This window comes from Bradyrhizobium lablabi (genome assembly GCF_900141755.1).
GTDB lineage: Bacteria > Pseudomonadota > Alphaproteobacteria > Rhizobiales > Xanthobacteraceae > Bradyrhizobium > Bradyrhizobium lablabi_A.
This window is the reverse complement of record NZ_LT670844.1, coordinates 724,742-737,654: the sequence shown is the minus strand read 5'-3', so window position 1 is coordinate 737,654 and position 12,913 is coordinate 724,742. Positions and strand designations below refer to the sequence as shown.

Here is a 12,913-nt window from a genome sequence, read left to right as displayed (position 1 = left end):
ATTCGCGGTTACGCGCCCTTGGCGGCGACCAATTCGTCGATGCGCGCGCTGAGGTTTTTCAGGACGAAATATTGCTCGGTGGTGGCTTTGCCGTCGTTGACCTCCTGCGTCCATTTTTCCAGCGGCAGCTTGATCCCGAACGCCTTGTCGATCGCGAACGCAATGTCGAGAAAATCCAGGCTGTCGATCCCCAGATCGTCGATGGCGTGGCTTTCGGGCGTGATCGTGTCGCGCGGGATGTCGCAGGTTTCAGCGATAATCGTGGCGACCTGATCGAATGTGGAGGACATCACTAAGCCTTTGATATATTGAGGATAAATTCCAGGATGGCACGGCAGGGGGGCGCAGCGCCCCGGAATGCCCCATCCACGGGTCCGGAGTCGAGTGCCCGTATATCGGAGCGACGCCCTGAGTTCAATGGAGCCGGGCCCGCGCTGCCGGGCCCGATATCGGGGCCAAAACAGCTAACGGCAGGCTGCAACGCTAGAAATGCGCTGTGGAAATGCGCGCGCAATCGCGCCGCCCCATCAGCACGCAGTCCTGGGTCTTGCGCAGATCGGCGATGTTCATGGCGAGCCAGATTCCGACCGCGGTCAGCGCGATGGTAAAAGCCAAAGCCGCAAGGTTGGCCAGCATGCGGTGGCGAAAATCGTCCGGCTCGGTGCGGTCTCGCTCATAGCGCGACAAATCATTCGCCGCACCCCGCAGATTCTGCTTAGTGATGCCCTGCTTAATAGTGCCCTGCTTAATTGCGCCCTGCTTAACAGCGTCCTGCTTGACCGTGCGGTCGCCCGGTTCCCGAAGCTGGCCTTGATGTTGCGCGATCGTGCGCGGCCGGAATTGGAGCACGCGGTGCTCTTCTTCGGATGCGATGGGCTGTTGGGTTTTCACGGCGGTCAGTTCCGGAACTTCCTGATGTTATTTAGCACGCTCGCCGCGTGTCTCAAGAAAATGTTGACATGGTACCGATGCGATAAACTACCCCTCCAGGGTCTCATGGAACCTGCCGTAGTCGATCCTGAGGCGGCCGTCTTCGGTGCGATCGAGGATATCGGCGTAGCGCTGCCCAAAACGAACCGCGGGATAATCGTAGCTCTTTCGGGCGTGGATTGTTTGCGCCGCAACAACATCGTATCCGGAGACCACGACCACCAGCGAAACATCGGCTGCCGCGAAGTCGTCCGCGTCGAGCCCGTAAAGCGGGCTCTGCTCGTCGATGACATGGTAAAGCGTCCAGCTCAAAGCGAGCGCGGGGTGCTCGCTTCGCGCCAGCGGCAGCTCGTAGAACCTTCGGGACGTCCCGCCCTCCACACTCACCTCGTTCCTCATCAGCCACAGTTTGGCGGCGGCGTTGCCGATGATGTTGTGACGCTCGTTGACGAAGCGCACCATCAACGTCGGCTTGCCCTCATGGCTCGAGATGACCGGATTATCGGCGAACAGCAGCCGGGCATTGGGTCGCGAGAAGCGCGCAAAGATCAACCCGGTCATCAACGACATCGAGAAGATGCCGGTGAACAGCTCGGTCGCGGCGATGAAATGCCCGTAATGGGTCTGCGGATGCATGTCGCCGTAACCGGCGGTCGAGAGCGTCTCGATGCTGAAATAGAGATAGTCGATATAGGCGCCGCCCGGCACGTTCGAAATCGGTTGATCTGCAATCCAGTAGAAGCCTGCGAAAATCGCGTTGAAGACGACGAACACCAGCGCGGCTCCGGCGATGAAGGACGGCCAGGAGGCGGTCATGCAGCGATGGCTGATGTCGGCCCAAAACCCGAGATGCTGGCCTTCCGCGACGATGATTTCGCGGCCGCCAAGCCGCACCACCCGCGCCTTCGGTGTTCGTTCGCTCACACTCTTAACCATCTTCCAGATCTCTCAACCAGCAAGGGCATTTATTCGCCCCTGCCATCATGGCATAGTCGGTCCGATTTCAGACGGTGTTTTTAGGCGTCAGACAAGGGGTTTCAAGCCATGGCCAATACGCGCGAACCGATCCTTCATGCTGTCCCGATCCTCTCGCTGCGTCCGACGCAGATGACCGTCGGAATGAGGGAAGTGAAGGAAAAGCGCAACCGCTTGCGTGAGTACTGGAAGGAGCACAAGTCGAAGAAAACACAGGGCGAGTTTCTCGGCAGACATATGATCCCGGTGGTTCTCGGATCGGACAAGCGCTACTACGTCGTCGACCATCATCATCTGGCGCGCGCGCTTCACGAGGAAGGCATCGAGGACATTCTCGTCACCGTGATCGGCGATCTCACCATGGTGCAGCGCGACGCGTTCTGGGGGGTGATGGACAACAAGCGATGGGTCTATCCCTACGACGCCAAGGGTGAACGCCGGCACTTCAAGGACCTGCCGAAATCGATCACCGACCTCAAGGACGACCCTTTCCGCAGCCTCGCCGGCGAGTTGCGGCGCTCCGGCGGCTTTGCCAAGGACACCACCCCGTTCAGCGAATTCCTGTGGGCGGATTTCCTGCGCCGTCAGATGTCGCGCGCAAGCGTGGACGCCAATTTCGACAAAGCCATGGAAAAAAGCCTGGCGCTGGCGAAAACCAAGGATGCGATCTATCTGCCCGGCTGGTGCGGTCCCGCGGGGGACGATTAGAGCGTGATGACTCTTCTTCGAAGCGTCATCCCGCTCTATCTTTTTGTCCGAGCATGATCTTTTCGGAAAACCGGTACCCACTTTTCCGGATCATGCTGTAGCAGGTTGTTGAAAAACCCCGACGGATAAAAGTAGTCGGTCGGTCACGCAATGGGACGACTTTCGGCCCTCAGCAGGAGTGTAGGATAGTTCGTCCCCATATCTCACTCGGAAGGCAGGCGGTTACGTGCACCCATCGGCAAGCACCAGTTTACTCGTCGTCGTATCGTGGCGCACCTTGAACAGGTCTTGAATTTCAGGGTCACTTAGAAATGCTTCTGCCTTTTCGCGTTCTGGAAATTCGATGATGACCATGCGTTCGGGTTTCCAATCACCCTCAATTGTCGTTGGCTGAACCCCTTGAACTATGTATTTTCCCGAATGTTTTGCGATGAATGCAGGGATTTCAGCGATGTATTTTCTGAAACCACCTAAGTCATTCACCGACAAGTCGAGCACCAGATACGCTTTCATTCCTTACCTCGCGAACCAGCATCAGACCGTAGGGCGGATTAGCGCTAGCGTAATCCGCCATCTTACTTTTCTTTCTCTCGGCGGATTACGCCTTCGGCTAATCCGCCCTACGAACTGCCGAAGGCGGCCGGTCTATTTCGGCACGCGGCCCATCAGATAAAATTCGTCGTTCGGGCGCATGTCGGTGACGTTGGCCATGCGGTTCGACAGCGCGAAGAAGGCGGCGATCGCGGCGATATCCCAGATATCGTCGTCGGAAAAACCGTGGCTGGCGACGGTCGCAAAATCCGGTTCGGATATCCTGTGCGGCTCGGTGCAGACTTTCATCGCGAAGTCGAGCATCGCCTTTTGGCGGGGCGTGATATCCGCCTTGCGGTAGTTGACGGCGATCTGGTCGGCGATTTGCGGATTCTTGGCGCGAATGCGCAGGATCGCCCCGTGCGCGATCACGCAATAATGACATTGGTTGGCGGCGGACGTCGCGACCACGATCATCTCGCGCTCGGCCTTGGTGAGGCCGCCGTCCTTCTCCATCAGCGCGTCGTGATAGGCAAAGAACGCCCGAAATTCGTCGGGCCGATAGGCCAGCGTCAGGAACACATTCGGAACGAAGCCGGATTTCTCCTGCACTGCCAGGAGGCGGCCGCGGATATCGTGCGGCAGGCTGTCGATGGCGGGCGTCGGGAAGCGTTTTGCAACGGGCTGGGTCATGGAGCGGGTTCCGGCTCACGCCGCATAATGCGGTCGGCGGAATCATAGTCGATGACGGCATCCGCGCAAGGCGTGCTTGACGTGAGCGACGGGGGGCCGCGACCGCCTCGTCAGCGCAGCGGCTTCTTCAGCAGCGAAAACCGGTCGGGATCGAGCCCCATCGACGGCTGCAGCATCGGGGATTCCGCCGACATCTGGCGAACCTGTGTGCGTTCATTGATGGAGGGATCGTTGGGAACGTCGCGGCTCGAGGTCGCGCCGCGCCAGCGCTCCAGCACGGCGCCGACGAAATGCATGTCGTGCCCGGCGGCAACCGAGGGCACCGTCGAGATGGTGGCTTCGCTGCGCGGCAGTTGATGCAGCGGCACTTCCTTGAAGCGCAAGCGCGTCGGCAGCGCCACCCCTTCACCGAAGGCGAGCACTTCGCGGGTGCCGAGCGAGGGCACGAACGACAACAGGTTTGCCGCGGCGTCCGAGACCGCCGAGCGCAGCAGCGCCTGGTCGCGGTCGTTGGCAAGGCGCATCGTGAACAGCGTGTTGCACTGGGAAATGATGGTGGCATCGAGTTCGGCGGGACGCTGCGTGACGAGCCCGAGATAGACGCCGTATTTGCGGCCTTCCTTGGCGATCCGCGAGACCGCCTTGCGGGTCGGCCCGAAACCGATATTGCGGTCGGCGGAGGCGTAGCGGTGGGCCTCTTCGCAAACGAACAACAGCGGCGAGACGCCGTCGCTCCACAGCCCGAAATCGAACGCCATCCGGCACAACACCGACACCACGGAATCCACGACCTCAGCCGGGAAGCCGGCGAGCTGCATGATGGTCATCGGCCGGCCGTTGGCCGGCAGCCGGAACAGATGGCTGATGACCTCGGCCATGGTGTCGCCGCCGACATTGGCGTTATCGAACATGAAGGTGTAACGCGGATCGTTGCGCACGGTCTCGATGCGCGAAATCAGCTTGTGATAGATGATCCGCGACGAGCGGTTCTCGAGCTTGCCCATGCGCTCGTCGATCAGCGAAATCAGATCGACCAGTCGATAAGGCACCGGGGTATCGACGGTGTAGCCGACCGCCTTGGGATCGGCCCGTTTCAATCCGACCCGGTCGGAGTTCTGGTACTGGGTATAGATTCCCTTCGCCGCCGGAATCACTTCGGCAAGAATGTCGAGTTCCTCGGGCACTCCGGGCCGGCCGGCGAACAGCACGTCGACGATCTCTTCGAAATTGAACAGCCAGAACGGCAGCTTCAGATTGCGCGGGTTGAGAACCAGCGCGCGCTCGCCGAAACAGCGGCCATACTCGTTGTGCACGTCGAGCAGGAAAATCCGCAAATTCGGCCGCGACTTGAGAATCTCGTTCAGCAGCAGCGACACACCGGTCGACTTGCCGACGCCGGTGGAACCGAGCACCGCGAAGTGCTTAGAGAGCATCTCCTCGACATCGACATAGGCGATGACGGACGGATCCTGCTGCAGGGTACCGATATTGATCTGGTCCGAGCCGCTCGGCGCATAGACCGTGCGAAGCTCCTGGTTGGTGATCAGGTCGACGGCATCGCCGATCGTCGGATAATTGGTGACGCCGCGCTGAAATTTGGGGCGGTCCGGGACGCCGAGAATTTCGCCGAGCAGGTCGACCGAGGCGCTGGCAATGTAGGTGTCGGAGGTCGGCAGGTTCTCGCATGACACTTCGGTGATCATGGCGACGATGGTGGAATTTGTGCAGCGGATGCTGATGAAGCGGCCGACGGTAGCTCGCACCTGCGGGAGGCTCATCTGGCTCACCGCCAGAAGTCCGACCCGGGCGAGGGACCCACGCACCGAAATCACACGTCCAAAGGATGTCACAGTGGTTGAACCTGGCATGTCATGACTTGGGTCAGGAGCTCCACTATGCAGGCGGTGGTTGGAGAAACGGTTAAGCCGGCAGAGCTCACGATAGGTCAAATGTGCGACATCTTGGTCAGATTTCGCCTTGCCGGGTCGCCGTGGCCGGCTTTGACAGCGTGATTTCCGCGAAAATCGAAGCTTTCGGCGTTGCCGGGATCGCGCCGCGGCGGCGTTGCTTAACGTTTGGTTTACCAATCCCTGAGCATCGCGGGCGCACCTCGTGCATTTCAAGACGCCGTGCGGGCTTGCGGCGAAGCAAAGAATCACGGCTGACTTCGTATCACCTACCTCTACCCAAGATCAGGCGATCATCCAGAGCTTCAACCGATAAGCGAGGGTTCATGTCGTCCACACGCGTCATCGTGGTAGCCAATGAAAAGGGAGGATCAGGCAAGTCGACGGTCGCAATGCATATTGCGATTGCCCTGATCAAGTCGGGCGAGCGGGTCGCCACCATCGATCTCGATGCCAGGCAAAAGAGCCTGACCCACTTCATCGAGAACCGGCGCGCCTGGGCGAAGCAGGTCGCCCGCGATCTCGAAATTCCCGATCATTTCAGCTTCGGCAAGGTCCATTATCCCTCTGCCGAAGATGAAGCGGTCGGATGCAAGACCCTGACCGATGCCGTGGACGCGCTCGGGCGCAGCTGCGGCGTGATCGTGATCGATACCCCCGGTCACAATAATTACTTGATGCGGCTCGCTCATTCGCTCGCGGACACCCTGATCACGCCGCTCAACGACAGTTTTGTCGACCTCGATGTCCTCGGTAGCGTTGATCCCCGGACGTTCCAGGTTAGCGGCACCAGTCACTATTCGCAGATGGTGCAGACGGCGCGCCGGCAACGCCAGGCCGAGCAGGCCTCCGCCGAGTGGATTGTCCTGCGCAACCGGCTTTCCACGCTCGGATCGCGCAACAACCGTCTGGTCGGCGGCGGGCTGCAGGAGCTGTCGCGCTGGCTCAATTTCCGCTGCGTCGAAGGTTTGGCCGAGCGGGTGATCTTCCGCGAGCTTTACCCGCGCGGATTGACGGCGGTCGATGACATCGATGAAGTCACGCTCGGCACGCGCCCGACCATGTCGCATGTCTCCGCGCGCCTGGAGATGCAGAACCTGCTCGGCGCTATTTTGCTGGGCGAACAGCACTCAAACGCTGCAATGACCAGCCACAGCAGCCGCCTGGCGGTGGGCTGAACACGACCAGGCTGCTGATTACGACCGGGCTATGAGGTAAAGGCTACTGCGGCGACGGCGGCGGCTGGATTCGCGGGTACTTGAATTCCGCCGACATTTCGAGACGATAGACCCTCAATTTGGGTTCCTCCCAAGATGCCAGGCGCTCGCCGCATATTGCGCAGTCGGCGTGGCTCGGGCCTGCCGGGGCCGACGTCGATTCGGCGACCAAGTATGATGCCCCGCAAGACGGGCAATCATAGTCAGATATTTTCATAGCATCCGCTGGGATTTTTTTCGATGCGCGCATGATCCGCGATCAATGCGACATTAGTGAGGAATCCTTCATTCGCAAAATTTTTTGATCGGGAGTCTGAAATGTTTTCCAGCTCGGAAGATTATTGCATACAATATATCTCGCTCGTCATGCACGAGCCTCACCCGTTAACTTGAATTCCGCGAGCCGTCCTCCCATTCTGATGAAACGAGGATCATCTTAAAATGTTGGGGACAGTTCCGGGCATGATCGGGAAACCAGCCGGCGCCGTGCCGGCGTGCCTGCGAAAATCGCGCGGACGATGCGTGCGCGCAGCGTCATTGAAGAAGAGGCCATAATAGCGATGGCGAGGGAGCCTGTTCTGGCGGCTGGAGGCATTGTGCTGCGGCAGGAGGAAACTCCGCTGATCGCGGTGGTGCGCTTACGCAAGCGCAACGAATGGGTACTTCCCAAAGGCAAGCTCGATGACGGCGAAACCGCGCGCGCCGCCGCCAAGCGCGAGGTGCTCGAAGAAACCGGGCATGATGTTTCCGTGCAGGAATTTTTGGGAACGCTGGTCTATGAGTCGGGCGGACGGTCGAAAGTCGTCCACTATTGGCGCATGGAGGCGAGCGGCGAGCAGGCCCACGAGCTGATGGACGATGTGAAGGCCGTCGATTGGTTGCCGCTTGACGACGCGGTCGAGCGGCTCTCGCGCGGATATGAGCGTGCGTTTCTCGCCAATGTCGGGCCGCTCGCACTGCAATCGGCCGCGCTCGCGGAGGAGGCACGGCGGCCGAAGGTCGAGCGGTCGGCCACCGAGAAGCGCCGCAGCCGGCGGCCGGTCGTGCAGAGATCGCCGATCGACGTACCGGACGTGCTGCAATCCGAGCCGAATTCGCCGGTGAGCGAGCAAGAGGCGCGTCCGTCGTTCGCCAGCGAACCCGCAGAGGCCGAGCTATCCGCTCCTGCGGTCGAGGAGATGCCCGTTGTGGAGGCACAAGCCGCGGCGTCCGAGCTCGCGCCTCAACCCGTTACCGTAACCGAAGGCTGGCGCGCAGGCATGGTACGGAAGGTGAGGGGCTGGCTGCGGCGGACGCGATCCGACCTGAATTACCGGCTCTGATCGGCGGCTTCGCTCGCGCGTAGTTTCCAGTGGTTGACGATCCGGAACCGGGCGTGAGCATCGTCCTGACGGAATAGCGCGATCCGGTCGATCACGAGCATGGTAAGGCCGATTTTGGAAAAACGCCCCCGCAGCATCGCCAGGATGGACTCGCGCCGCCCGGCATCGAGCCGCCCCGTCAGCGTCATGTGGAAGCGGAACTCTTCCATCACATAGGGATATCCCCAGCGATCGAGATATTCACGCTGGCGGGGCGTCAACGCTGAAGGATTGCGTCGCTCGCGATCTTCGGCCGTCAGTGGCGCGCGGAATTGATCGAATTCACGCGTGCAATCCGCGGCAAGCTGCTCGAGTCCGGCCGACGGCTCGGAAGGCACAACCGCGATAAAACCGCTGATCGAACCGACCTTAGGCGTAATCACCGGAATAGGCCGCGGCGCGGCGGCGAACGCCTCGCAAGCCAAAACAAGCTCGGCCTCGTTCCTGGCGGCCGAAAGCGGCAGCGGTGCCTTCAGCGTGGCGTGAAAGCCGTATTTTCGCGGATCTTTTGTCAGTTCGCGCCAATCCGGCACGACCTCCGCGATGCCATCCGGAAACGGCAACTCCTCGCCGCTAAAGGCGTCATAGCCGAGCAATTGCGCGCCGAAGCGATCGAGATCGCTGCCGGGCGCGGAGGCATAATAGATCGCATAACGCGGAAAGCTGGCCATATCTCTTCAGAATAGAGCCGCCTCACGCGGCTGCAACCGCCTCGCGCCGGGCGATCGATGGGTCAGGCGGCTCGCATCGGAAAGATGCACCAGACGCCCCGCGGCGATGACGGCGACAATGCGTGGCCGCAGCGGCACTTCGTCGTCAACAAGGACGATGTCGGCGCGGAAACCCTTGGCGAGAATTCCGCGGTCCGCAAGACCCGCCGCCCGGGCCGGCGCCGCCGATATCAGGTCCCACGCTTGCGCGAGCGGCAGCACGCCGTCGACGTCGAGCCGGAACGCCGCGAGCAATGGCGCGGGATAGTAATAGTCGGAGGCGAGGATCGAACAGAGACCCTTTTCGATCATGTCGGCCGCCTTGGTCCAGCCGGTGTGGCTGCCGCCGCGCACCACATTGGGCGCGCCGAACACGATCGCATCGCCGGCCGCAGCCGCCGCGCGCGCGGTTTCCTCGTTGATCGGAAATTCGGCGATGTTGACGCCCATCGCGCGGAAGGCCTCGCGCATCGCTGGACTGTTGTCGTCATGCGACAGCATCCGGACATTTGTATTTCTTGCGGCTTCCGCAAGCCGCGCGATCGACGCCGGAACCTCATCGGCGCGGGAGACTACTCGCTGCACCAGGGAATCGAATTCCTCGTTGGAGATGCCGCAGCGCTCCACCATCTGCGCGCGCTTCCGCGGCCGGGCGGCGCTTGCAACGATGGACTCCATGTGGTCGTTGAAGGCGAACAGATCGATGCGTCCGTCGGACAGCCATTGCGCGATGGCAGGTTCAGCATCGAGATTGTAGGTCTCCTGGCGCAGGTGGAAGCGGGTATCGGCTGCAAGCTGCGGCCTCAGGGTCTCGATCGCCTCGAGCAATTGCCCGGCATTGTCGCCGCTGCGCAGGCCGGGCTCCCAGGACCAGGTGGTGGCGTGATAGACGGTGGTGATGCCGTTGCTGGTCGCCTGCCGGTCGCTGTCGACGAGCGCTACGTCGATCGGAAAATCGACGCCGGGGCGGGGCATCATCTGCCGCTCGAACGCATCGCCATGCAGATCGACGATGCCGGGCAACACCTTCAGGCCGCGCGCGTCAAGGCCGATCGAGGCGCGGCTATGGTCCGGATCGACTGCGCTGATTTCGCCGCCCGCGATCGCAAGCGAGGTTTCGCGAATTTCTCCGCCGAGCAACGCATGGCCGCCCTCGATAAAAATATCCGTCATGATACGGCACTTCGTCGCGGAGTGGCTGGCTGGGTGGGAATGCCCGCCTGCTCGTACTTTGCGAGAAAGTCCTCGATCGCCAGTTTTCGGAAATCGGGCAGGGCCCGGCGCAGCGTTTGGTGGTCCCAGTCCCACCACGCCAGCGCGGCGAGCCGGTTGGTCACGCCCTCCGGAAATCGCCGCCGGATCATTCGCGCCGGATTTCCGGCGACGATGGCGTAGGCCGGAACGTCCTTGGTGACGACGGCGCCGGCCGCGACCACGGCGCCGCTGCCGACGTTGCGCCCCGGCAGTACAATGGCGCCGTGCCCGATCCAGACATCGTGGCCGATATGGACGTGATGGCCCCGCCGCCATTCGAAGAACTCGGCCTCGTCGCTCTCGCCCTCAAAATACGCGCTGGCGCGATAGGTGAAGTGGGCTTGAGAAGCCCGCTGCATCGGATGATTGCCGGGATTGATCCGGGTCATGGCCGCGATCGAGCAGAATTTTCCGATCGTCGTATAGGTGATCTGGGCGTCGTTGACGACATAGGAATAGTCGTCCATCGACACTTCGTGCAGGATCGTGCGGGGGCCTACTTCGCAATAGGCGCCGAGCCTCACCTCATGCAGCTTGGCGGTAGGGTCGATGGTCGGTTCGATCGAAAGCATTTTGCCGGCCATGCGAACTTCCCGCGATAGATCTGATCCAAAGATACTCGTTCAAGGCTGCACGTCATCGATGGGCCCGGTGACAGCAGCATGACATTTGGATGACAGCCAATCAGCGGTGGACATTGGTTGCACTGCAGCGAGGCTGTCACACAACTGTAAAATCCAGACGTTAGCGATGGTGGCAGCTACGCGTCCTGGAGCATTGCATGCTGGTGGTGGAAGGTTTGACGTGCCGTTTCGGCACAAAGGCCGCTGTCGACAATGCTTCTTTTGCCATCGAGCCCGGTGGTTTTGTCGGTGTGATCGGCCGCTCCGGCGCCGGCAAGTCGACCTTGCTGCGGATGATCAATCGGCTGGCACCGCCAACCGAAGGCCGGATCCTTTATAAAGGCGTCGATGTCACGGCCTTGCGCGGCAAGGAGCTGCGGCAATGGCGTGCCCGCTCAGCCATGATCTTTCAGCAGTTCAATCTGGTCGGCCGGCTCGACGTCCTGACCAACGTGCTGATGGGGCGCATTTCGCAAATTCCGTCCTGGCGCTCGCTGGCGCAGCTCTGGCCCGAAGAAGACCTCGCGGTCGCGATGTCGGCGCTCGAGCAGTTCGATATGGCCTCGCTGGCGGCGCAACGCGCCGACCAGCTCTCCGGCGGCCAGCAGCAGCGGGTCGCAATTGCCCGCGCGCTGGTTCAGGAACCCGACATCATCCTCGCCGACGAGCCGATCGCTTCGCTCGATCCCCGCAACACCAAGATCGTGATGGACGCGCTGCTGCGCATCAACAAGCATTTCGGCATCACTGTGATCTGCAACCTGCATTCGCTCGATCTGGCGCGCAGCTATTGCGATCGCCTGATCGGGATGGCGTCAGGCCGGATCGTATTTGATGGCGCACCCGCCACGCTCACCGAACATATCGCGCGCGAGCTGTACGATCTCGAGGCGAATGAAGTCATGGGCGCAACACCCGCCGATTTGCCCGGCGGCTCAACCGTTACGGCTCTCGGCACGGCTGCCGCAGCCTGAGTACCCGCGTCGATAACCACAGCATTCCGCGAAAATACCGCGAGCTTCAACCCAGGAAAGAGGGCGTCATGATCAATCGTCGCATTTTTGTTGCAAGCGCGACGGCGCTGGCATTCACCGCGTCAGCCGCATCCGCGGAGAATTGGAAGACAAAATATCCCGAGATCACTTTTGCGGTGGTCCCAGCGGAGAATGCTTCAGGTGTGACCGAACGCTTCACTCCGTTCGTCGCCTATCTGTCAAAGGAACTCGGCATCAAGGTCAATCTGCGCATCGCCAATGACTACGCGGCGGTTATCGAAGGCCAGCGCGCCGGCAACATCCAGCTCGCTTATTACGGCCCGGCCTCGTTCTCGCGCGCGCGCGTCACCGGGGTCAAGACAGATGCGTTCGTGATCGACGTCAACGCCGACGGCTCCAAGGGTTACTATTCGGTGTTTTATGTTCTCGCCAAGAGCCCGTATCACGAGCTCAACGATCTGAAAGGCAAGAATCTGGGCCTGGTCGATCCGAATTCGACCTCGGGCAACAACATGCCCCGCTTCAAGATGAACCAGATGGGCGTCGACCCCGAGAAATTTTTCTCGCAGGTGGTGTTCACCGGCAGCCATGAGAACGCGGTATTGGCGCTGGCGCAGGGTACCGTCGACGTTGCCGCCAACTGGTGGAACGCGGAAGACGATTCCAACCTGACGCGGATGCTCGCCAAGAACATGGTGAAGAGCAGCGACGGCACGCCGCTGAAGAAGGAAGATTTCCGCATCATCGTGAAATCGGACCTCATCATCAACTCGCCCTATGCCTATCTCAGCGATTTGCCCGAGGACATGAAGGCCGCGATCAAGCAGGCGTTCCTGGATGCTCCAGAGAAGGATAAGGACGCTTTTAAAAAGCTCTCCGACGGCAAGAATCTGCCGTGGCAGCCGATCGCCAACGAAGATTACAACAAGACCATCGAGCTGATTAAGTTCGTCGACAATCTGCGCAAGAAGGCGTCCTGATTGCAGGACATATGGAACCGGAGCCGGGT

General features: G+C 60.9%; 14 protein-coding genes. 5 read left to right on the top strand and 9 right to left on the bottom strand.

Annotation, left to right across the window (positions count from 1 at the left end; translation table 11 throughout):
• Positions 1 to 8: 8 nt before the first annotated feature.
• The 3 genes from B5526_RS03540 to B5526_RS03530 form a co-directional block, all read right to left on the bottom strand.
• Positions 9 to 290 carry an acyl carrier protein gene (locus B5526_RS03540; protein WP_002711294.1) on the bottom strand — a complete coding sequence of 94 codons (282 nt, stop codon included), beginning with the start codon at positions 288 to 290 and terminating at the stop codon, positions 9 to 11.
• A gap of 193 nt (positions 291 to 483) precedes the next feature.
• Positions 484 to 891, bottom strand: a complete 408-nt coding sequence (locus tag B5526_RS03535; protein WP_079536926.1) for a hypothetical protein — start codon at positions 889 to 891, stop codon at positions 484 to 486.
• Between the two features lie 87 nt (positions 892 to 978).
• A complete protein-coding gene (locus tag B5526_RS03530; RefSeq protein ID WP_079536924.1) occupies positions 979 to 1,866 on the bottom strand; it encodes an ion channel in 888 nt (295 codons plus the stop codon).
• A gap of 108 nt (positions 1,867 to 1,974) precedes the next feature.
• On the opposite strand from B5526_RS03530, the gene B5526_RS03525 reads away from it, so the two are divergent.
• Positions 1,975 to 2,613: a ParB-like protein gene (locus B5526_RS03525; protein ID WP_079536922.1), complete on the top strand. Its 639-nt coding sequence runs from the start codon at positions 1,975 to 1,977 to the stop codon at positions 2,611 to 2,613.
• A 222-nt stretch (positions 2,614 to 2,835) separates the two neighbouring features.
• On the opposite strand, the gene B5526_RS03520 is transcribed toward B5526_RS03525, so the two are convergent.
• The 3 genes from B5526_RS03520 to B5526_RS03510 all read right to left on the bottom strand — a co-directional run bounded on the left by B5526_RS03520 (position 2,836) and on the right by B5526_RS03510 (position 5,705).
• Positions 2,836 to 3,126, bottom strand: coding sequence for a DUF1330 domain-containing protein (locus B5526_RS03520; protein WP_079536920.1), 291 nt, complete (start codon positions 3,124 to 3,126; stop codon positions 2,836 to 2,838).
• A gap of 132 nt (positions 3,127 to 3,258) precedes the next feature.
• Complete coding sequence (locus tag B5526_RS03515) at positions 3,259 to 3,837, bottom strand: peroxidase-related enzyme (RefSeq protein ID WP_079536918.1); 579 nt, start codon at positions 3,835 to 3,837, stop codon at positions 3,259 to 3,261.
• A gap of 110 nt (positions 3,838 to 3,947) precedes the next feature.
• Positions 3,948 to 5,705, bottom strand: coding sequence for an ATP-binding protein (locus B5526_RS03510; protein ID WP_154071113.1), 1,758 nt, complete (start codon positions 5,703 to 5,705; stop codon positions 3,948 to 3,950).
• A gap of 365 nt (positions 5,706 to 6,070) precedes the next feature.
• On the opposite strand from B5526_RS03510, the gene B5526_RS03505 reads away from it, so the two are divergent.
• Positions 6,071 to 6,922, top strand: a complete 852-nt coding sequence (locus B5526_RS03505; protein ID WP_079536914.1) for a division plane positioning ATPase MipZ — start codon at positions 6,071 to 6,073, stop codon at positions 6,920 to 6,922.
• Positions 6,923 to 7,521: 599 nt separating this feature from the next.
• Positions 7,522 to 8,283, top strand: a complete 762-nt coding sequence (locus B5526_RS03495) for an NUDIX hydrolase (RefSeq protein WP_079536912.1) — start codon at positions 7,522 to 7,524, stop codon at positions 8,281 to 8,283.
• On the opposite strand, the gene B5526_RS03490 is transcribed toward B5526_RS03495, so the two are convergent.
• Genes B5526_RS03490 through B5526_RS03480 form a run of 3 tightly spaced genes read right to left on the bottom strand, consistent with a single transcriptional unit; the run spans position 8,271 to position 10,870 of the window.
• Entirely contained in the window at positions 8,271 to 8,993 is a 723-nt protein-coding gene (locus tag B5526_RS03490) for a DUF1045 domain-containing protein (protein ID WP_079536910.1), read from the bottom strand. The two genes, B5526_RS03495 and B5526_RS03490, sit on opposite strands and share 13 nt — an antisense overlap.
• A gap of 6 nt (positions 8,994 to 8,999) precedes the next feature.
• Positions 9,000 to 10,205, bottom strand: a complete 1,206-nt coding sequence (locus tag B5526_RS03485; RefSeq protein WP_079536908.1) for an alpha-D-ribose 1-methylphosphonate 5-triphosphate diphosphatase — start codon at positions 10,203 to 10,205, stop codon at positions 9,000 to 9,002.
• On the bottom strand, positions 10,202 to 10,870 hold the full coding sequence (locus B5526_RS03480) for a chloramphenicol acetyltransferase (protein WP_079536906.1): 669 nt from the start codon (positions 10,868 to 10,870) through the stop codon (positions 10,202 to 10,204). The genes B5526_RS03485 and B5526_RS03480 overlap by 4 nt, the downstream gene beginning before the upstream one ends.
• Before the next feature lie 197 nt (positions 10,871 to 11,067).
• Between B5526_RS03480 and phnC the strand changes: the two genes are divergently transcribed.
• Positions 11,068 to 11,883 (top strand): phosphonate ABC transporter ATP-binding protein, encoded by an 816-nt coding sequence (gene phnC / locus B5526_RS03475; RefSeq protein WP_079536904.1) that lies wholly within the window; start codon positions 11,068 to 11,070, stop codon positions 11,881 to 11,883.
• A 68-nt stretch (positions 11,884 to 11,951) separates the two neighbouring features.
• Positions 11,952 to 12,884, top strand: coding sequence for a phosphonate ABC transporter substrate-binding protein (gene phnD, locus B5526_RS03470; protein ID WP_079536902.1), 933 nt, complete (start codon positions 11,952 to 11,954; stop codon positions 12,882 to 12,884).
• Positions 12,885 to 12,913 lie beyond the last annotated feature (29 nt).

What these genes read in the sequence shown, in the direction of transcription:
- B5526_RS03520 (WP_079536920.1), bottom strand. Translation starts at nt 3,126, where the DNA reads ATGAAAGCGTATCTGGTGCTCGACTTGTCGGTGAATGACTTAGGTGGT.
- B5526_RS03480 (WP_079536906.1), bottom strand. Translation starts at nt 10,870, where the DNA reads ATGGCCGGCAAAATGCTTTCGATCGAACCGACCATCGACCCTACCGCC.
- B5526_RS03540 (WP_002711294.1), bottom strand. Translation starts at nt 290, where the DNA reads ATGTCCTCCACATTCGATCAGGTCGCCACGATTATCGCTGAAACCTGC.
- B5526_RS03485 (WP_079536908.1), bottom strand. Translation starts at nt 10,205, where the DNA reads ATGACGGATATTTTTATCGAGGGCGGCCATGCGTTGCTCGGCGGAGAA.
- B5526_RS03495 (WP_079536912.1), top strand. Translation starts at nt 7,522, where the DNA reads ATGGCGAGGGAGCCTGTTCTGGCGGCTGGAGGCATTGTGCTGCGGCAG.
- B5526_RS03505 (WP_079536914.1), top strand. Translation starts at nt 6,071, where the DNA reads ATGTCGTCCACACGCGTCATCGTGGTAGCCAATGAAAAGGGAGGATCA.
- B5526_RS03530 (WP_079536924.1), bottom strand. Translation starts at nt 1,866, where the DNA reads ATGGTTAAGAGTGTGAGCGAACGAACACCGAAGGCGCGGGTGGTGCGG.
- B5526_RS03525 (WP_079536922.1), top strand. Translation starts at nt 1,975, where the DNA reads ATGGCCAATACGCGCGAACCGATCCTTCATGCTGTCCCGATCCTCTCG.
- B5526_RS03510 (WP_154071113.1), bottom strand. Translation starts at nt 5,705, where the DNA reads ATGCCAGGTTCAACCACTGTGACATCCTTTGGACGTGTGATTTCGGTG.
- B5526_RS03515 (WP_079536918.1), bottom strand. Translation starts at nt 3,837, where the DNA reads ATGACCCAGCCCGTTGCAAAACGCTTCCCGACGCCCGCCATCGACAGC.
- phnD (WP_079536902.1), top strand. Translation starts at nt 11,952, where the DNA reads ATGATCAATCGTCGCATTTTTGTTGCAAGCGCGACGGCGCTGGCATTC.
- phnC (WP_079536904.1), top strand. Translation starts at nt 11,068, where the DNA reads ATGCTGGTGGTGGAAGGTTTGACGTGCCGTTTCGGCACAAAGGCCGCT.
- B5526_RS03490 (WP_079536910.1), bottom strand. Translation starts at nt 8,993, where the DNA reads ATGGCCAGCTTTCCGCGTTATGCGATCTATTATGCCTCCGCGCCCGGC.